This is a genomic window from Caryophanon tenue (assembly GCF_001700315.1).
GTDB lineage: Bacteria > Bacillota > Bacilli > Bacillales_A > Planococcaceae > Caryophanon > Caryophanon tenue.
Window position 1 is genome coordinate 51,606 of the sequence record NZ_MASJ01000001.1, and the last position, 18,622, is coordinate 70,227.

At 41.0% G+C, this 18,622-nt stretch carries 15 protein-coding genes; 11 read left to right on the top strand and 4 right to left on the bottom strand.

Features of this window, described 5'->3' with window-relative positions; all coding sequences use genetic code 11:
- Positions 1 to 213 precede the first annotated feature (213 nt).
- The 3 genes from murC (at position 214) to A6M13_RS00240 (ending at position 2,752) form a co-directional block, all read left to right on the top strand.
- Entirely contained in the window at positions 214 to 1,521 is a 1,308-nt protein-coding gene (gene murC / locus A6M13_RS00230; RefSeq protein WP_066542102.1) for a UDP-N-acetylmuramate--L-alanine ligase, read from the top strand.
- Between the two features lie 180 nt (positions 1,522 to 1,701).
- Positions 1,702 to 2,175: a DUF948 domain-containing protein gene (locus tag A6M13_RS00235; RefSeq protein ID WP_066542103.1), complete on the top strand. Its 474-nt coding sequence runs from the start codon at positions 1,702 to 1,704 to the stop codon at positions 2,173 to 2,175.
- Positions 2,176 to 2,209: 34 nt separating this feature from the next.
- Entirely contained in the window at positions 2,210 to 2,752 is a 543-nt protein-coding gene (locus tag A6M13_RS00240; RefSeq protein WP_066542104.1) for a YtxH domain-containing protein, read from the top strand.
- Positions 2,753 to 2,787: 35 nt separating this feature from the next.
- Here the strand turns inward: A6M13_RS00240 and A6M13_RS00245 are convergent, their stop codons facing one another.
- Positions 2,788 to 4,971, bottom strand: coding sequence for a cell division protein FtsA (locus A6M13_RS00245; protein WP_066542105.1), 2,184 nt, complete (start codon positions 4,969 to 4,971; stop codon positions 2,788 to 2,790).
- A 178-nt stretch (positions 4,972 to 5,149) separates the two neighbouring features.
- On the opposite strand from A6M13_RS00245, the gene A6M13_RS00250 reads away from it, so the two are divergent.
- Complete coding sequence (locus tag A6M13_RS00250; protein WP_066542106.1) at positions 5,150 to 6,235, top strand: bifunctional 3-deoxy-7-phosphoheptulonate synthase/chorismate mutase; 1,086 nt, start codon at positions 5,150 to 5,152, stop codon at positions 6,233 to 6,235.
- 230 nt (positions 6,236 to 6,465) lie between these two features.
- Positions 6,466 to 7,479 carry a catabolite control protein A gene (gene ccpA / locus A6M13_RS00255; RefSeq protein ID WP_066542107.1) on the top strand — a complete coding sequence of 338 codons (1,014 nt, stop codon included), beginning with the start codon at positions 6,466 to 6,468 and terminating at the stop codon, positions 7,477 to 7,479.
- Between the two features lie 130 nt (positions 7,480 to 7,609).
- Here the strand turns inward: ccpA and A6M13_RS00260 are convergent, their stop codons facing one another.
- Genes A6M13_RS00260 through A6M13_RS00270 form a run of 3 tightly spaced genes read right to left on the bottom strand, consistent with a single transcriptional unit; the run spans position 7,610 to position 10,073 of the window.
- The gene (locus A6M13_RS00260; RefSeq protein ID WP_066542108.1) at positions 7,610 to 8,767 is read right to left on the bottom strand and encodes an acetoin utilization protein AcuC; all 1,158 of its coding nucleotides are present in this window, start codon (positions 8,765 to 8,767) and stop codon (positions 7,610 to 7,612) included.
- Complete coding sequence (locus A6M13_RS00265; protein WP_066542109.1) at positions 8,767 to 9,411, bottom strand: CBS and ACT domain-containing protein; 645 nt, start codon at positions 9,409 to 9,411, stop codon at positions 8,767 to 8,769. The genes A6M13_RS00260 and A6M13_RS00265 overlap by 1 nt, the downstream gene beginning before the upstream one ends.
- Positions 9,412 to 9,440: 29 nt before the next feature.
- Positions 9,441 to 10,073, bottom strand: a complete 633-nt coding sequence (locus A6M13_RS00270; protein WP_066542110.1) for an acetoin dehydrogenase — start codon at positions 10,071 to 10,073, stop codon at positions 9,441 to 9,443.
- 311 nt (positions 10,074 to 10,384) lie between these two features.
- On the opposite strand from A6M13_RS00270, the gene argC reads away from it, so the two are divergent.
- From argC to A6M13_RS00300, 6 genes are all read left to right on the top strand, one after another.
- Positions 10,385 to 11,419, top strand: coding sequence for an N-acetyl-gamma-glutamyl-phosphate reductase (gene argC / locus A6M13_RS00275; RefSeq protein WP_066542111.1), 1,035 nt, complete (start codon positions 10,385 to 10,387; stop codon positions 11,417 to 11,419).
- Positions 11,420 to 11,435: 16 nt separating this feature from the next.
- Positions 11,436 to 12,656 (top strand): bifunctional glutamate N-acetyltransferase/amino-acid acetyltransferase ArgJ, encoded by a 1,221-nt coding sequence (gene argJ, locus A6M13_RS00280; RefSeq protein ID WP_066542112.1) that lies wholly within the window; start codon positions 11,436 to 11,438, stop codon positions 12,654 to 12,656.
- Positions 12,619 to 13,386 carry an acetylglutamate kinase gene (gene argB / locus A6M13_RS00285; RefSeq protein WP_066542113.1) on the top strand — a complete coding sequence of 256 codons (768 nt, stop codon included), beginning with the start codon at positions 12,619 to 12,621 and terminating at the stop codon, positions 13,384 to 13,386. The genes argJ and argB overlap by 38 nt, the downstream gene beginning before the upstream one ends.
- A 3-nt stretch (positions 13,387 to 13,389) precedes the next feature.
- Complete coding sequence (locus A6M13_RS00290) at positions 13,390 to 14,538, top strand: acetylornithine transaminase (RefSeq protein WP_066542114.1); 1,149 nt, start codon at positions 13,390 to 13,392, stop codon at positions 14,536 to 14,538.
- 117 nt (positions 14,539 to 14,655) lie between these two features.
- Positions 14,656 to 16,287, top strand: coding sequence for an N-acetylglucosaminidase (locus tag A6M13_RS00295; protein ID WP_066542115.1), 1,632 nt, complete (start codon positions 14,656 to 14,658; stop codon positions 16,285 to 16,287).
- 107 nt (positions 16,288 to 16,394) lie between these two features.
- Entirely contained in the window at positions 16,395 to 18,524 is a 2,130-nt protein-coding gene (locus tag A6M13_RS00300; protein WP_066542116.1) for a glucosaminidase domain-containing protein, read from the top strand.
- The last annotated feature ends 98 nt before the right edge of the window (positions 18,525 to 18,622 follow it).

The following is an 18,622-nucleotide window of genomic DNA, read 5'->3' on the forward strand; positions in this document are numbered from 1 at the left end:
AATGCTATAAAAATGTGCGCAATGCTGAATTTTTAACGACAACCGTTTAATTTTACGAACTACTCGCGCTTTTAAGAAATAGTGGTATAATGGTTAATCGATAATAGTTAAAAAAATGGCGACATTTTATCGAGCAAAACGGCATTTATGCAACAGGTATAAATCATTTTGCGCTTATAGAAGGGTTTTAATTTCCCAGGAGGGTTTAATTTTATGACATTATTTCATTTTACCGGTATTAAAGGCTCAGGTATGAGTTCATTAGCACAAGTTCTGTTTGATTCAGGATTCGCAGTGCAAGGATCGGATGTAGACAAATACTTCTTTACACAACAACCATTAATGGATCGAGGCATTACGCTATTACCATTTGATGCAGCAAATATTCAAGAAGGTATGACGGTAATTGCAGGTAACGCATTCCCTGATGACCACGAAGAAATTGTACGCGCGAAAGAAATGGGCGTAGAAGTCATTCGTTATCATAAGTTTTTAGGTGAATATTTAACAAATTACACATCGATTGCGATTACAGGTGCACACGGAAAAACATCAACAACGGGCTTAATGAGTCATGTTGTTCGTGGATATGAGCCGACATCTTATTTAATCGGTGATGGTACAGGTTCAGGGCAAGAAAATGCATCATTCTTCGTATTAGAGGCGTGTGAATATCGTCGTCATTTCTTAGCATATACACCAGATTATGCAGTTATGACAAACATCGATTTTGACCACCCAGATTATTTTGCGGATATTGAAGATGTATATAGCGCTTTCCAAGAGCTTGCACGCCAAGTGAAAAAGGGCATTATTGCATGTGGTGATGACGAGTACTTACAACGTATTCAAGCGAATGTACCAGTCGTGTATTACGGATTCGGTGAGGAAAATGATTTCCAAGCAACGAATATTGAAAAAACAACAACAGGTACGTCATTTGATGTTGTTGTGCGCAATGAGTTTTATCATCGCTTCCATATCCCATTATTCGGCGACCATACAGTATTAAATACATTAGCTGTTATTTCATTATGTCACTATGAAGGCATTCCAGCAGATGTGGTGCAACAGCAATTAAACACATATAAAGGTGTAAAAAGACGTTTTACACAAACGGACATTGGGAATAATACACTGATTGATGATTATGCACATCATCCAACAGAAATTCGTGCAACGATTCAATCAGCTCGCCAAAAGTTCCCAGAGCGCGAGGTTGTAGCGGTATTCCAACCACATACATTCTCACGTACTGAAGCCTTTTTACAAGACTTTGCTGATGCATTAAATGGTGCAGATAAAGTATACTTATGTGATATTTTCGGTTCTGCGCGTGAAAAGCAAGGTGGATTAACGATTCATGACTTAATCGCACGTTGTAATGATGCGACTTATTTATCAGAAGATGTTACAGTATTAACAGAACATGAAGGCGCTGTTTACTTATTTATGGGCGCTGGTGATGTCACAAAATATCAACAAGCATTCGAAGCTTTATTGCAAAATACAAACGTTTAATTGAATACATGGAAGTGAGCGCAAATCTTACTTTTTAGAATGGCGAGCACACAACATGCATCATTCAACGGGGGCTACATAGATGAATTTTTACGTAGCCCTATTTTTGAAGCACAGCAGGAAATTTTGGATGATTTGTCGAACATTAAAAAAAAAGACACGAATTAGGAGGGTACTTGTATGGAATGGATTTTATACGTTGCAGCGTTAATTGCGGCAATTGGATTTCTAGTACTTTGCATTAGTCTAGGGGCCACATTATTCTCAGTGAAGAAAACATTAGACCATATGTCTGGAACAGTAGCCGGCATTGAAGGTCAATTAGAAGGCATTACACGCGAAACAACAACGTTACTTGCAAAAACAAATGATTTAGCAGCAGATGTGCAACATAAAGTTGCCGAAATGAATACAGTTGTTTCTGCCGTGAAAGGGATTGGTGATTCTGTTACAGGTTTAAACCAATCAATTTCTCGTGTAACGTCATCAATTTCATCAGAAGTAAATAAAAACGACGTGAAAGTTGCGCAAGTCGTGCAATGGGGTAGCGTTGCGATGGGCTTAGCGGATAAATGGAAAAACCGTAAAGTTATTGACGAGCAACAAGTTCAATTTACATCATCATCAAATCCAGTGCATTCACCGAAAAAGTAATCTCAATACAAGTAGATTTAAGGGGGATTTTTGTATGACACAACGTAAGCCGTACACAGTAGACCCAGTCTATGCAGATGAATCTGCAACTACAAAAGATTTTATACTTGGTGCAGTTGTCGGAGCAGTTATTGGCGCAGCCGCAGCATTACTTTTAGCACCGAAATCAGGTCATGAGCTACGTCAAAATGTAGCAACACAAGCTGGCACATTACGTGATAAAAGTGTAGCTCTTTCATCAACAGCAAAAGAGAAAACAGCAGAATTTTCATCAACAGCTGTCGATAAAACGAAGGAACTGGCACAAAAAGCACAGCCATTAACAGAGAAGGTAACACCGCTTGTTGAAAAAGTAAAAGCAGTCGTACCAAGCTCAACACCAAAGCAGCCGACAGATGATGGCACAGCGAATATGGATGAAGAACCATTAACACCAGAGGAGAAAGCCGCAGCATTAGAAAGTGGTTTAGACCCACGTGGTGATAATGGCGATACAACAGATGGCGTCGAGGCATTAGATGCAGATGTTGAAGAAGCATTGCGCAAAGTTTCAGAAGCAAAAGATAAATATAAGTAAGCAAAAACGCGGTCGCTTTTAGCGGCCGCGTTTTTTTATATCGTCTGAGGCTGTAATTGAATTTCTAACGTATCGCCACCAAAAATCGGTTCATCAAAGCCGCAGCGTTCGCCGTTGCGTAAAATTGCAAATGTTCCTTTGAAATCAGTAGGTAATTGCCACGATGAATAACGGAACACATCTTGGTATTGCCATGGTGAAGATTCTTTTTTCACCGTTGTGATGACTGCGCCACTCGGTACAGCGCTGTGTGTATCTATACGTACACCATTCATTGAGAAAGAGGTAATTGTACGATGTAATGACAACGCTTGTTGTTGGAAAGTGATATGAATGTGGTCTTCCAATACAATGTTTAGATAGTCTGCAATCATTTGAGCAGTTGGTGCGGCACTTAATGTTACTGATAACTGGTCACCATGTTGTAATGGGTAATTCGCTTTTACGCGTCGCTCATTTAATAAAAGCTGCGCTGAAAATTCCGGAATCGTTAATGGTTTCCCATCCAGCAGAATCATATATGGCTGTACTTGTTCTAGTATACTTTGTTGAGCGGTTACCGTTAAAAAGTCAGCGATTGTATCAACAAGTGTAATCGCAACATGGTCATTTTGTTGTAGTACCGTTTCGAGTGATGCAGGCACGTCATTGATGATAACAGTTGGTTCGAGTACATATTCACGTTGCTGAAAATGAATGACTTTTGCACGTGCTTCGTCGAGTAAATCTGCGACGCGAACAGTAGGTGTATGCCCACGTTGCCCTGGGTGTAATGTAATGCTATCACCTTGTCGAATAATCGCTTTCATCGACGCAGGTTGTCCATTAATGTGGACAGTAGCAGGTTCTCCACGCGTTCCAGGCAATGTCAGTGATTGGCCATTAAGCGTAATCAGCAGCGGTTCACCTTGTTCGCCATATAAATCATCTGCTGCGATATTGGCGGCAAGTAACGCATCAGATACAGTCATATCATGTACTTCAAATAAGCGAATAACGCGTTCATTGACCGTAATCGACATATAATGAATCGGTGCGCGTTTCGCTGCAATTGCGATACCAATAGGTGTCACAAGTTCTGGCGTCATTGGGATGGAGTCTGCATAGGTGATATTTTGTAGTGCTTTTAAGTCACGTACAGCGACGCGGTTTGCTGGTAGTTGTAGTACATGTGCAAGTTCCGTTGTAATTGACGGTGTTAAACTACCACCACCAATTAACATCACTGCTTTTGGCGGTGTTTGCCCATTTAAGCGTAAAATTTCTTGTCCAATGGCAGTGGCTAAATGTTGGACAGCTGGCTGTAGGGTAGTGCATACTTCCTCGCGTGAAAATGTTTGGTCAAAGCCTAAAATATCTTGCAAAATAATGTTGTCATGCTGTGATAAGTCACGTTTTGCTTGTTCTGCGACGTGGAAATCGAGTAAATAATGGTCGCTGAGCGCTTCTGTAATTTCATCGCCAGCAGTTGGTACCATACCGTACGCTACAACTGTATCTTTATCGGTAATCGCAATATCCGATGTACCTGCACCAATATCGACAAGTGCTACGTTTAAGCGACGCATCGATGGTGGTATGAGTACATTAATCGCAGCAATTGGTTCTAGTGTTAATGCTTCCATCTCCAAGCCTGCGCGTTTTAATGCAGCAAGCAATGATTCAACAACAACGCGCGGTAAAAAGGTCGCAATGACTTCAACCTGTGCTGTATCACCTTGTTGGTCAATTAAGCTGCCAATTTCATCTCCGTCCAAGCGATAGTAAAGTACTGAATAACCGACGCAGTAATAATGTGAGGAACTTTGTTGGCGCTTTTCGAGCAATGCTTGTTGCGCGTGTTGCACAGCCTGAAGCTCTAATCGATGTACATCCTCTTCGTCTAACACGTGCTGCTGACGAATATCAATCGTTGCAAGCCCTTGCTCCGTTTTCAGTGCACGTCCGGCAGCAGCGACACTGACAGAAGTAAAGCTGCCATGTTTATGTTCAAGTTGTTCTTTAATTTCTGTAATAAGCTGTGCGACAAATAGCACATTATGTATTTGCCCATCGACCATCGCACGTTCCTTATGTTCTTTTGCTAATATATCAATGACATGAAATGTGTCACCGTGCTGTTCTAAAATAATACCGACGACTGAACGTGTGCCAATATCGAGTGCAAAAAGCTTTTGTGCAGAAGTACATGCAGCTGAGTAAGAAACATCAGTTGACATGAAGGCACATCCTTTCTTATAATAAATTAACAATACTATACTTCAATGCGTTGAAGCGCTAAATTAAAAAGCGTGACAATTCAAAAAATATCATGTATAATAAAATTATATATGAAAAATGTATCACACATTAGCTTGTTAGGAAATGGTTTGATACGAGGAAGAGAGGGAAACGGTAATGAATCAACAAGAGTTAGAAGTATTACGTTCACAGATTGATGGGTTAAACTTAGAGATTTTACGTTTAATCAATGAGCGTGCAGAAATCGTAGAGCAAATTGGTAAGATTAAAGAGAAACAAGGTGTGAACCGTTACGATCCTCTTCGTGAGCGTCATATGCTTGACTTATTAAAAGAGCATAACAATGGACCATTAAACCAGATGACAGTAGATTTCATCTTCAAGCAAATTTTCAAAACAGCATTAAAGCAACTAGAAGCTGAGAAGAAGAAAGAATTACTTGTATCTCGTAAGAAAAAAGCAACAGATACAATCGTCAATGTAAATGGTGAATTAATTGGTCAAGGTGGCCCATCATTTGTATACGGCCCATGTGCAGTAGAGTCTTACGAACAAGTAGAAGCAGTTGCGAAATCAATTAGCGAAAAAGGCTTAAAACTAATTCGCGGTGGTGCTTACAAGCCACGTACATCGCCATATGACTTCCAAGGCTTAGGCTTAGAAGGCTTAAAAATCTTAAAAGAAGTTGGGCAAAAACAAGGCTTAGGTGTTGTAACAGAAATCGTTACACCACGTGATTTAGAACAAGCGTTAGATTATATTGATGTGATTCAAATTGGCGCGCGTAACATGCAAAACTTCGAGTTATTAAAAGAAGCAGGTGCTACGAACAAGCCCGTATTATTAAAACGTGGTTTAGCAGCAACAATTGATGAATTTATTCATGCAGCAGAGTACATTATGTCTAAAGGTAATGAAAATATCATTTTATGTGAGCGCGGTATTCGTACGTACGAAAAAGCGACACGTAACACATTAGATATCTCAGCTGTACCAATTTTAAAGCAAGAAACACATTTACCAGTAATGGTAGATGTAACGCACTCAACAGGTCGTCGTGACTTATTATTACCATGTGCAAAAGCAGCTATCGCAATTGGTGCGGATGGTGTGATGGCAGAGGTACACCCAGATCCATCAGTAGCATTATCTGACCAACAGCAACAAATGGATATTCCAACATTCGATGCGTTCCATGATGAGATTTTAAAATTCATGAAACAATACGAAGTAGCAAAATAAGCAAACCTGTAACAGCAAGTAGAGACTGCTCTCCGCTTGCTGTTTTTTTCGTTGTCCCATTTTTTTGAGAAGGACACATGACAAAATCCGAGTGAAATATAAGGGATTTGTGACAACTGGGCAAAATACTTGAAGAAATGATGTTGTTTTCGCTTTCAAGCCATTGAAAATAATACAGTGTATGTCGTATGATGAATACAGATAAAAGAGAGCAAAGGAGTTGAACGTCCTTGACTGTTACAATTTATGACGTTGCCCGCGAAGCAAATGTATCAATGGCAACGGTTTCACGTGTTGTAAATGGCAATCAAAATGTAAAGCCGGCAACGCGCAAAAAAGTATTAGAAGTGATTGAACGTTTAGAATACCGCCCGAATGCTGTAGCACGTGGGCTTGCAAGTAAAAAAACGACAACAGTTGGGGTAATTATTCCAGATATCGCGAATAACTTAACAGCTGAATTAACTCGTGGTATTGAAGATATCGCAACGATGTATCATTACAATATCATTTTAGCGAACTCAGACCAAAGCGAAGATAAAGAGTTACAACTATTAGATACGATGCTTGGTAAGCAAGTAGATGGTGTTGTGATGATGTCAAATGAAGTAACCGATAAAATTAAGTTCGCACTTGAACATACATCTGTACCAATCGTATTAGCAGGTTCAATTGAAAAGAATCATAACATTCCATCGGTTAATATTGACTACTACGAAGCTGCATATGAAGCAGTAAACCAGTTAATTGCGAACGGGCATAAACGTATCGCATTCGTTTCAGGCTGCTTAACGTATACGGTAAACGGTCATTACAAGCTACGTGCTTATGAACAAGCATTAGCAGATGCTGGCTTATCGACAGACTCAAATTTAATTTATGCAGAAGATGACCAATATGATGATGGTCTAGAGGCATGGTCAAAATTAAGCACAATTGAGAACCCACCAACAGCATTTTTTGCGGGCAATGATGAAATTGCAATCGGTTTAATTCATGGCGCACAAGATAATGGCGTCAATGTACCAGAGCAGATTGAAGTCATTAGCTTTGAAAATTCAAAGCTTGCACGTATGGTACGTCCACAGTTAACAAGTGTTGTGTTACCACTGTATGATATCGGTGCTGTTGCGATGCGTTTACTAACAAAATTAATGAACAAAGAGCAAGTTGAAGAGACGAACGTGATTTTACCGCACCGTATTGAACAACGTCAATCCATAAAAACACCAGCACAACCATAAAAAGCATGTTTGCGAAACGCGTCCGCTCTGTGGCGTAGCACAAAAAACAAAAAATATCCTTCAGCCGTTGTCGTTGCTGAAGGATATTTCTTTTTGTCTCATGCTTTTTCCATTTCTGTCCGGAATTCTTTTATGAAGACTTTTTCGATAAAATATGCAAAGCCTTCTCCATCATTTGTGCATTCTTTTCATGAATTTCGGCTTTTCGCGGAATCGGTTCATATAAATCAGGTGGGTCCTCCCATGTCGGAATTAATGTAACCGGTGCTTCTGCTTGATATTTATGGAGCCACTCCGGCGCGATGGCCCCACTTGGATACGGAATATCGTTCATCTCAAGCCACACATAGCTCCAAGCACGTGGCACCACTCGCCAAATATCATATCCACCACCGCCAACAGCAATCCAACGCCCATCGCAATATTCATGCGCAAGCTTATGGGCAAGGTGAGGAATTTCTTTATACAAATTCATCGTGCCATATAAATGTGTTAACGGATCGAAATAGTGCGCATCAGCCCCGTTTTGCGTAAGCACAACATCCGGCTTAAAATATTCGAAAATATCCCGCATCGAGCGCTCGTAAATTTCTAAAAAGGACTCATCCTCTGTAAAGGCATCAACAGGAAAGTTAAACGATGTGCCGTATCCTTCACCATTGCCACGCTCCGTTACTGCACCAGTGCCGGGAAATAAATAACGACCCGTTTCATGAATAGATAATGTACATACATTGGGGTCGTCGTAAAAGCTCCATTGTACGCCATCACCGTGATGAGCGTCTGTATCGACATAGAGGACACGTGCATTGTATTTTTGTTGCATATATTTAATGGCAACACTACTGTCATTATAAATACAAAAGCCCGATGCACGTCCGCGGAAACCATGATGTAAGCCGCCACCTAAATTGAGTGCATGGCGTGATTTCCCTTGCATAACGCAATCGACAGCTGTCAACGTACCCCCAACAAGCTGTGCAGCCGCCTCATGCATATTTGGAAAAATCGGCGTGTCTTCTGTCCCAATGCCATAGTTCTCACATTGTGTATTGCTTAATAAACCGTGGCCTGCTTTTTTGACAATATCAATATATTTCGCATCATGTGCAAGTAATAATTCTTCATCTGTAGCAATACGTGCAGGAATAATATCTTCAGGTTGCAACGCATTGAGTGTGTGTAATAAGTCCATCGTTAACGTTAAGCGTTTATGATTAAATGGGTGAGAATCAGAAAATTTATAACTGAGCTGTTCAGGTGAATAGACGAAATACGCATTGCGCATTACAGCACACCCGGTACATTCGGCCACAACACATTGAAGCCTTTTTCGCGTAGCTCCGTAATAACCGGAAGCGGATTGAGCATTTGTACGCGAATCGATAAAATTTTTGCTGATTCATCATTTCGGTCATCATAAACAAGGACGCTTAATACATTAGCTTTATGACTAGCAATTACGTTTGTGACTTCGCTTAATACACCCGGTGTATCATTGACACGAATTTCGAGTTTTGAGCCCGGTTCATTCGCGCCGGTCATTTCAATATAAACATCCAGTAAATCATTCGTGGTAATGACACCAACGAGCTGCCCATTTGTCACGATTGGAATATAGCCAATACGTGCTTCGTAAAAAATAAGGGCAATTTCTTCGACAAAATCAAGTGGATGTGCGGTGATTGGCTCACGAATCAAAACATGTGTAATGGGCTCTTGATAGACTGGTGAATCGGGCACATTTGATAAATAAGACGGCAATGCTTCTTTAATATCACGCTCAGACACAATCCCTAAAAATGTACCATCTTCATCTAAAACATTTAAATGACGAACCCCTCTTTCGCGCATTACTTCACGCGCTTCCGTCATCGTAATCGTTGGTAAAACCGTAACTAACTCTTTTTGCATAATTTGTTCAACAATCACAACTATACACCCCTTAGTATAATAATACGTTAATGATGAAAGCGACTGCGGAATCGTAAACGGTCGAAGCGCTCAAGCGTATCTGTTTGAACATTTTTGCCGATACGCGCCATTAAGCAGTTTGCAGGATGACTATTAATTTCTGGGTCGTCTGTTGCAAATTCTTCAAAGTTGACGGTTTTCATCATACGTTCCATCATTTTACGATACTCCCACACAGTACGATTTGTACCTTTTAAATCCCAATGCCAATAATATTCAGTTGTAATGACTAAATAGTCTTCCATTGCTTCATCTGCAAATGAAATGTCGAGCAATGCACGCCCGACACCACCGCCTCGTACATCATTGACCACCTCAATTGCACCGAGTTCAATCATATTGTCGATACGATCTTGTGCCCAGCGTTCAAGCGGGTCAGGATATAAATACGTCACATATCCAAGTAATAATTGTTCTTGACGTGCGACAATAATACGTCCTTCAGGCAGAGCGGCGATACCAATAAGTGCTTTTTGCTGCTGTTCAGGCGGGCGAAATGCTTTCAGTCCCTCATGAAATGTGTACGACGCAATATCATCAGGTGAGACAGGTCCTTCAATCGTGACAGGACCCATTGATGTTTCAACAGTTTTTGAATAAAACGTTTTAATATGCTCCATATGACCACCACCGGATAGATTATAAGAAACATTATACAGTATATTTTTGTGTAAAAGAGAATTTTTTGACAAAGTGTTTCGAGATATTTTGGAGAATGTGAAGAAGTTATGTACAGCAATAATGTGATTACGACAAATTTGACTTGAAAATGAGAGTTTTTTCTAAAAATTTGATAAACAAATAAAAATTCAATTGACTTAATAAATATACATGTATATAATTTCTCTATTATCATTTTATTCAGAGAATAAATAAATGGACGGTTTTATAAAGAGTAGCATATACATAAGGACATGGAGGTTATTAGGACATGAAAGCAGGTATTATCGGCGCGACAGGTTATGGCGGTTTAGAGTTAATTCGTTTTTTACATCAGCATCCAGAAGTTTCTTCACTACAGTTATTTTCATCTTCTGAAGCGGGGGAATCCTTTTCAGCAAAGTACGGTCATTTACAAGGCATTCAAGATGCACCAATGGAAGCTATTGACGAAGCAACGATTGCTTCATTAGATGTCGTATTTGCAAGTACTCCAGCAGGTGTAACGAGTAAATTATTCCCAAGCTTAGTTGATAAAGGTGCGAAACTGATTGATTTATCGGGCGATTTTCGTTTGCAAAACCGTGCTGCCTATGAGCAGTGGTACGGTAAGGGCGCAGCGCCACAAGACGTATTACAAAAAAGTGTCTATGGCTTAACGGAGTGGCACGCAGATGCTGTTAAAGATGCAGCACTTGTCGCCAACCCGGGATGTTATCCAACAGCAGTATTACTATCATTATTACCACTTATTAAACATAAACTAATTGACCCAAGCTTTTTAGTCATTGATGCGAAAAGTGGTGTATCTGGCGCAGGAAACAAACCATCACAAGGCACGCATTATAGTGAAACAAATGAAAATTTTTCTATTTATAAGGTGAATAAACATCAGCATATTCCTGAAATCGAGCAAGCGATTTCAATGTTTGCAGGTGCAGATGTGGCGATTACATTCAATACACATTTAGTGCCGATGACACGCGGGATTTTAGCAACGAGCTATGCGCAAGTACAGCCGGGTGTTACGCAAGCACAACTTGTCGCATGTTTACAAGAAACATATGCACAGCATAAATTTGTGCGCGTAGTGACGGACGTAAATGCAATTGGCACAAACCGCGTAAAAGGTTCAAACTATTGTGATGTGTTTGTACAATTAGATGAACGTACAGGACGCGCAACGATTGTCGGTGTTATTGATAATTTAGTAAAAGGCGCTGCAGGGCAAGCAATTCAAAATATGAACGTACAGTGTGGCTTGGATGAATCGACAGGTTTAGATGTCGTGCCACTATTTATTTAAGGAGGATTTTTAAATCATGACAACAGCAACAGTAAAAAAAATTGTAGGCACGAATATTACATCACCAAAAGGCTTCAAAGCAGCAGGTATGCATTGTGGCATTAAACATAAAAAGAAGGACTTAGCATTACTTGTAAGTGACGTACCAGCATCAGTTGCTGGTGTATTCACAACGAATGCTATTCAAGCAGCGCCGATTAAAGTGACGAAAGATGTTGTATATCATACACAAAAAATGCAAGCCATTATCGTGAACTCAGGAAATGCTAATGCATGTACAGGGAAACAAGGTTTACTAGATGCGCAAGCGATGCAACAATTGGCTGCTGATAAACTACAAATTGATGCATCATTAATTGGTGTTGCTTCGACAGGTGTTATTGGCGAAGTGATGAAGCTTGCACCAATTATTCAAGGTTTACCAAACTTAACACCAAAAGCCGATTTAGAGTCAGCGATTGATTTTGCACAAGCGATTTTAACGACAGACACCGTGATGAAAAACACGCAATACAGTACAGTTATTGATGGCAAGGAAATTATCATTGCAGGTACAGCAAAGGGCTCTGGCATGATTGAGCCAAATATGGCAACGATGCTTGGCTTTATTACGACAGATGCGAATATTGAATCAGCGGAGCTACAGCAAGCATTAAGTTATGTAACAGACATTACGTTTAATGCGATTACAGTGGATGGTGATACATCTACAAATGATACGGTTATTGTTATGGCGAACGGTTTAGCGGGCAATGAATCATTAACACCTCAACACCCTGAGTGGCAAAACTTTGTCGATGCTTTACATGTCGTTGCGCAAGATTTAGCAAAAGCGATTGCAAAAGACGGAGAAGGCGCAACAAAGCTAATCGAAGTAGAAGTAAAAGGTGCAGTGAACGACGAGGAAGCACGTAAAATTGCGAAAACAGTAGTCGGTTCACCACTTGTTAAAACAGCGGTATTTGGCTGTGACGCAAACTGGGGACGCATTATTGCAGCGGTTGGCTATTCGGGTGCAACGGTCGATGTCGATGCGATTACGATTCAAATCGGTGGTACAACAATGGTTGAAAACGGCGAGCCAGTGGCGTTTTCTGAAGAAAAATTAATCGACATTTTAAAGCAACAAGAAGTAAAGATTGATGTATCGGTTGGTGCTGGAGAAGGGCATGGACATGCATGGGGGTGTGATTTAACTTATGACTACGTTCAAATCAACGCAAGCTACCGCTCATAAGCGACTTGTCATTAAGTTAGGTGGCTCTACATTAGAAGGGTTAAATAAAGCATTTTTTGAAAACTTTAAAGCATTACAGCAGCAAGGTTATCAAGTAGTGATTACGCACGGTGGTGGTCCTGCGATTAATCGCGCATTAGCTACAGCGAATATCGAATCAACAACAGTAAATGGTTTACGTGTCACAACGGACGAAATGATTGATATTGTGAAAACAACGTTAATTGGGCAAGTGAATCCGTATGTAGTGAGCCAATTAACACAAGCTGGCATTCAAGCAGTTGGCTTAAACGGTTTTGATGCAACGATATTAACGAGCGATTATTTAGACAAAGATACATATGGCCACGTTGGTGAAGTACAACAAGTCAATGTAGCTGTGATTGAAGCACTTTTAGCAGCAGGATTCGTACCAGTGATTGCATGTATCGGTGCAACAACACAAGGACAAACGCTCAATATTAACGGTGACACTGTAGCAAGTGAAGTAGCGCTTGCATTACAGGCGGAGCAGTTATTACTTGTTACTGATGTATCAGGTATTCGTATTGAAGATACGTGGCAAACATCTGCAACAAAAGCACAAATTGACACATGGATTGACGAAGGACATATATATGGTGGTATGATTCCTAAAGTACAAGGTGCGCTAGACTGTTTAGCAGCAGGCATTCCATCTGTACAAATTGTCAACGACCAGCTGACAGGAACGACAATCGTAGGAGGCTAAAGTATGGGAGCATTATTTGGAAATTATGCAAGACGACCAATTGCGTTAGTAAAAGGGCAAGGTACACATGTATGGGATGAAGATGGCAAAGAATATTTAGATTTCACATCAGGTATTGCTGTGTTAAGTTTGGGACATGCGCATCCAGCACTTGTTGATGCTATTACACAACAGGCAAATACGATTTGGCATACGTCAAATTTATTTGCAAGTCCAGGACAAGAAGCGCTAGCACAAAAGCTTGTAGCAGATACACATTTAGCGCATGCATTTTTCTGTAACTCAGGTGCAGAGGCAAATGAAGCAGCCATTAAAATGGCACGTAAGCACACGGGCAAGCATCACATTATTACGTTTGAAAAATCATTCCACGGGCGTACATTTGGCGCGATGTCAGCAACGGGGCAAGATAAAGTACAGCAAGGCTTCGGTCCACTTGTATCGCAATTTACGCATTTACCGTATAACGATGTAGAAGCATTAAAAGCGACAGCGGATGATTCTGTAGCGGCAATTATGCTTGAAGTCATTCAAGGTGAAGGTGGATTAGCACAAATTACACCTGAGTTTGCAGACGCGATTATGGAATTATGCAATGAAAAAGGCATTTTATTAATCGTTGATGAAGTGCAAACAGGTATCGGACGTACAGGTACACGCTATGCGTTTGAACAAACATCATTAAAGCCACATTTAGTATCGCTTGCCAAAGGGTTAGGCGGCGGTTATCCAATTGGCGGTCTGCTTGGTGTCGCAGATATTTACGACACATTTAGTGCAGGGTCACATGGCACAACATTTGGTGGCAATCCACTTGGCGTATCAGTTGCACAAACGGTATTACAGCATGTATTTGACGAAGCGTTTTTAGCGGATGTACAGGCGAAAGGTACATATTTACAACAAACACTCGCAAAAGCATTACCAGCAGATACTTTTAGTATTTTAGGACAAGGCTTAATGGTCGGTATTCACTGTGGTGGCGAGGAAGTGGCGCATTATATTCCGAAGCTTGAAGAAGCGGGCGTATTACTTGTTGCAGCAGGTCCTTACGTATTACGTGTATTACCACCATTAACAGTAACGACAGCAGAAATTGATGAAGCAGTTGCGTGTATTGCGGCAGTATTAACAGCATCACACGTGTCGTAAGCAATTGAATATGTGTAAATCCCATGCGATGTTGCATGGGATTTATTTAGTTTCTACGCCTAGCATGAACTTTTTGGCTGTATCGACGTTCTTATGTAAGAAGAAAGGAAGTGGCATATGCGCTTTTTACAACTACTCCCGTTCATTTGTCTGCTTTTTTTAGGCGCCTGCACAGCGCAAGAGCGTGAGCCGCTACAAGTGCAACGACAGACGTTGCAAGCAGATGAAGTAATAACGGTACAAGCAGCAAAAACGATTGATGTAGCAACATTAAATGACCAGCGCGTTTTTGTTACGAATAAAGATGGTGAACGTGTGACAGGGCAAGTGACCATTAGTGGTCAAGTCATCACAATTATGCCACCTGAACATGGTTATACAGCGGGTGATTATACGATCACGATTACCGAGGCTTTGCTAGCGACAGATGGCACGGCTGCAATTCCAAATGGGCATGAGCAGCTTGTAACAGTCCCCGTTCGTTATACAATAGAACGTGAGCAAAATGGTGAAGTTGTACAAATTGGACAGTATGCGACGTTAGCGCAAGCAGAAGCAGATATGACGCCAGACAGTGTATTGTATGACGGCAACACAGCAATCCGTATCCCAGACGGGCAAGGACTGCTCATTACGGCAGCGGAAGGCACGACGACATTGTATCGTAATTATGAAAATGGGGTATTTCAAGATGCAGCAACCTATGTGTCCTCAAATGCGGAACTGCGTCTTATACAGCGGGGTGAACAAGCGATTAAAGTGTCGCTTGCAAATGAGCAATTTTATATTGAGCACGGGGCGCATACGTATGTGCCATTTTATACAGAACGTACGCATTACAGTGTTGACAAGGGGCAGCTATACTTTCATGTGATGAATTACGAAATCGGGAATTTGTCTACATTTGCACTTGGCAAAGCACCGAGCTTTATGGCACCAGGTAGTAAATATTATAGTGAAGACGGCTACACATTTTATGACGCACGAAATGAATTCGTTGGGCACTATGCGCCGTACTTCCAGTTTTTGTCGCTACGTTCAACAACGCATTATACAGCAGAGGAGCTAGACCGCTATATTGTGTCGATGCTACAAGAACGCGAACAACAGGGCGGACAATATGAAAATGCAGCAACAACATCTAAATTGCTCGGATTAGGCACCGTGTTAAAGGAAATCGAACAAACATATCATGTGAATGCGCTGCTTATTTTAGCGTTGGCGCAACACGAAAGTGACTACGGTATGAGTAATCACGCACAAACGCATCAAAATTTATTCGGCTTGTATGTGTATGATAGTAACCCCGCCAACAAAACATTTGCGTCTGTTCAAGCGAATGTCGAGGAGTTAGTGACACAGTTTTTAAATAAAAACTATATTCCACCAACAGCTGGCTATGCACACGGTCCTTACTTTGGCAATAAGGTACAAGGTGTCAATGTTCGCTATGCGTCAGACCAGTTTTGGGGTGTTAAAGCAGCAGGGCATGCGTACCGAATTGACCGTGCACTTGGTGGTAAAGAGTATGAACGTTACGCGCTTATGCAACTAGCGGATGATGTTGGCCGTGTCCACGTACGACGTGATGCGAGCGAGCAACAAGCAGCGATTTATACAATACGACCAGCAGCGAAACAGTTCGTCACAGCTTACCGCGAACAATCAGCACCTACATGGTTATCGGTTATTTCCGATTCAGGTAGATATACAGCAGGTTATATTCAAAAAAGTGCGTTCGAACAATAGATGAGCCAAAATGAGTAGACAGAATTGGCGATAGGAGGAAATTTTATATCTCCTATCGCATTTTTTTTTATACATGAAGCTGTTATGATAGTGCTAGGAGGTAGGATATGATAAAAAAATTAAGTTCAGTATTAATTGTTGCATTGTTTGTGTTAGCGATGCCGTCTTTCACATCAGCCAATGGACCATATAGTGCAAAAATGAATGAACAAGGGGTTTGGACATTGCAGTTTGACGAAGCAGTAAAGTCAAATGTCATTAACCGTTCATTCATTTTTATTGGAGACGCGCAAGGGAAAAAGCTAGCAGGCTATACATTTAGCCGCGTAACCGTGCAAGGTAGTACGGTACAAGTGCTTGCCCCAATCGAAGGGTATAAGCAAGGAGAAACATATACATTAAATATTACACAACGTTTCTCAAAAGCGACAGGTGAGTCGTTCAATGTAGCTGTTTCTACACCGTTTACGGTTGGCGAAAAGCAAGAGCAACCGGAGCAACCAGAAGTGCCAGTAGAGAAGCCAACAGTGCCAACACCACCGACAGCACCATCAGAGAAGCCGGAGTTATCAACAGACGCCTACATAGCGACGCTGAACAATAACGTATGGACGGTGACATTTAACGAGGCTGTTCGCTCGACAGTCATTAACCGCTCACATATTTATATTGGTGATGCGGATGGCCAAAAACTAACGGACTATAAGTACCATGCTGTTTCAGTGAGTGGGAACACGGTAACACTTGCAGCACCACCTAATGGCTATACGCAAGGGGAAACCTATACGCTCGTTACGACAAATCGCTTTTTAGCGGCATCAGGAGCGGCATTGACAAATGGTTCCGTACAGCCGTTTACGCTTGGCAGTGTGACGCCGCAAGAGCCGACACCACAGCCAGAGCCTGAAACACCAACACCAGAAGAACCGACACCAGAACCACCTGCTGTGACACCTCCGACTTCAGGTGTGAAAAAATATCAAGTTGTTAATATTGCCAATACAGGTGTCCTGCGTACGCACTCAGCATATGCAACGTTTAACGAAGCGAAGCAACGTGTAGGCAATAACCAAGGTGTGGCAATCAATGGGAAATTAATTGCGATGAAGCGTGGCTTTATTCAAACGAAAGCAGCGAATGGCAATGTACTGACACGCGTTTACAGTGATGCGAACTTAACGAAAGAGCGCACATATTTACCAACAAATGTTGAAATTGCTTATGTGGATGCAACAGAACGCTCGATTCGTGTCAATGTAGCGGGTCAAGAAGGCTATATTTCACATGATAACGCGATTTTCAAGCCATTTAATGCGTATTTTACACGTAATTACTATGCGAATGTTAACGGTGATTTAGCGCATTATATTTATTCACCATTAAAAAATGGCTACGATTCATATACAATTAGCGCAGCACCTGCGTTTATGATTCGTGGTATAAAATATTATAGTGTGGACGGCGCGACATTTACAGACCAAGCAGGTACAGTGATTGGTACAAGCTATCCATATTATCAAGTAGCTTCAGTTCGTTCAAAAACGAAATTTACAGTTGCTCAAATTGATGCGTATATCCATAAAATTTTACAAACGCGTGGTTCTTCAGCCGTTCAAAAAAGTAAAATTAAAGGCTTAGGTACAACACTTGTACGCTTACAAAATAAGTATAATATTAATGCGTTAGCGATTTTATCAATGGCGCAACATGAAAGTGCTTATGGTATGAGTAACCACGCATTACAGCATAATAATTTATTCGGTTTAAACGTTACAGATAACGGTAATCCAGCAGACACATATCCATCGGTTGCCAATAATATTGAAACGTTAATTATTCAATATTTAGAGAAGAAATATTTACCGCCAACATCTTGGTTCCCGAATGGTTCTGTGTTCGGTAATAAAGATTTCGGGATGAACGTAAAATATGCATCAGACCCGTATTGGGGTTCAAAAATTGCAGGACATTACCACCGTATGATGGAGATGATGCAAACGCTTGGCTATGGTCAAGACCAACGTTATCCAGTAGCTCGTTTCAAAGAGTCTACCGTGACAACGTATAAATTCTCAGGCATGACACGGCCGGCATTTACGTATAACGGCAATGCACAAGGGAAATTCGTGTTAATTTTAGAGGAAACATCAAGCTATTATAAAATTTCATCAGATGTTAATACATTTGAATATGTGTATGTGCCAAAGCATACACTTGAAAAAGTAGCAACGCATTAATGATGTGAAAAAAGGCTATCCGATCTTCTCGGGTAGCCTTTTTACGTGCATTAAAAAAGCTGTGCGAAAAATCGAACATGATGTTTCGCACAGCATAT

Bases quoted from the DNA above. Each gene is read 5' to 3' on its own strand.
- argB (WP_066542113.1), top strand. From the start codon at position 12,619: ATGACTACGTTCAAATCAACGCAAGCTACCGCTCATAAGCGACTTGTC.
- argC (WP_066542111.1), top strand. From the start codon at position 10,385: ATGAAAGCAGGTATTATCGGCGCGACAGGTTATGGCGGTTTAGAGTTA.
- A6M13_RS00235 (WP_066542103.1), top strand. From the start codon at position 1,702: ATGGAATGGATTTTATACGTTGCAGCGTTAATTGCGGCAATTGGATTT.
- A6M13_RS00300 (WP_066542116.1), top strand. From the start codon at position 16,395: ATGATAAAAAAATTAAGTTCAGTATTAATTGTTGCATTGTTTGTGTTA.
- A6M13_RS00295 (WP_066542115.1), top strand. From the start codon at position 14,656: ATGCGCTTTTTACAACTACTCCCGTTCATTTGTCTGCTTTTTTTAGGC.
- A6M13_RS00290 (WP_066542114.1), top strand. From the start codon at position 13,390: ATGGGAGCATTATTTGGAAATTATGCAAGACGACCAATTGCGTTAGTA.
- murC (WP_066542102.1), top strand. From the start codon at position 214: ATGACATTATTTCATTTTACCGGTATTAAAGGCTCAGGTATGAGTTCA.
- A6M13_RS00260 (WP_066542108.1), bottom strand. From the start codon at position 8,767: ATGCGCAATGCGTATTTCGTCTATTCACCTGAACAGCTCAGTTATAAA.
- A6M13_RS00250 (WP_066542106.1), top strand. From the start codon at position 5,150: ATGAATCAACAAGAGTTAGAAGTATTACGTTCACAGATTGATGGGTTA.
- argJ (WP_066542112.1), top strand. From the start codon at position 11,436: ATGACAACAGCAACAGTAAAAAAAATTGTAGGCACGAATATTACATCA.
- A6M13_RS00245 (WP_066542105.1), bottom strand. From the start codon at position 4,971: ATGTCAACTGATGTTTCTTACTCAGCTGCATGTACTTCTGCACAAAAG.
- A6M13_RS00240 (WP_066542104.1), top strand. From the start codon at position 2,210: ATGACACAACGTAAGCCGTACACAGTAGACCCAGTCTATGCAGATGAA.
- A6M13_RS00270 (WP_066542110.1), bottom strand. From the start codon at position 10,073: ATGGAGCATATTAAAACGTTTTATTCAAAAACTGTTGAAACATCAATG.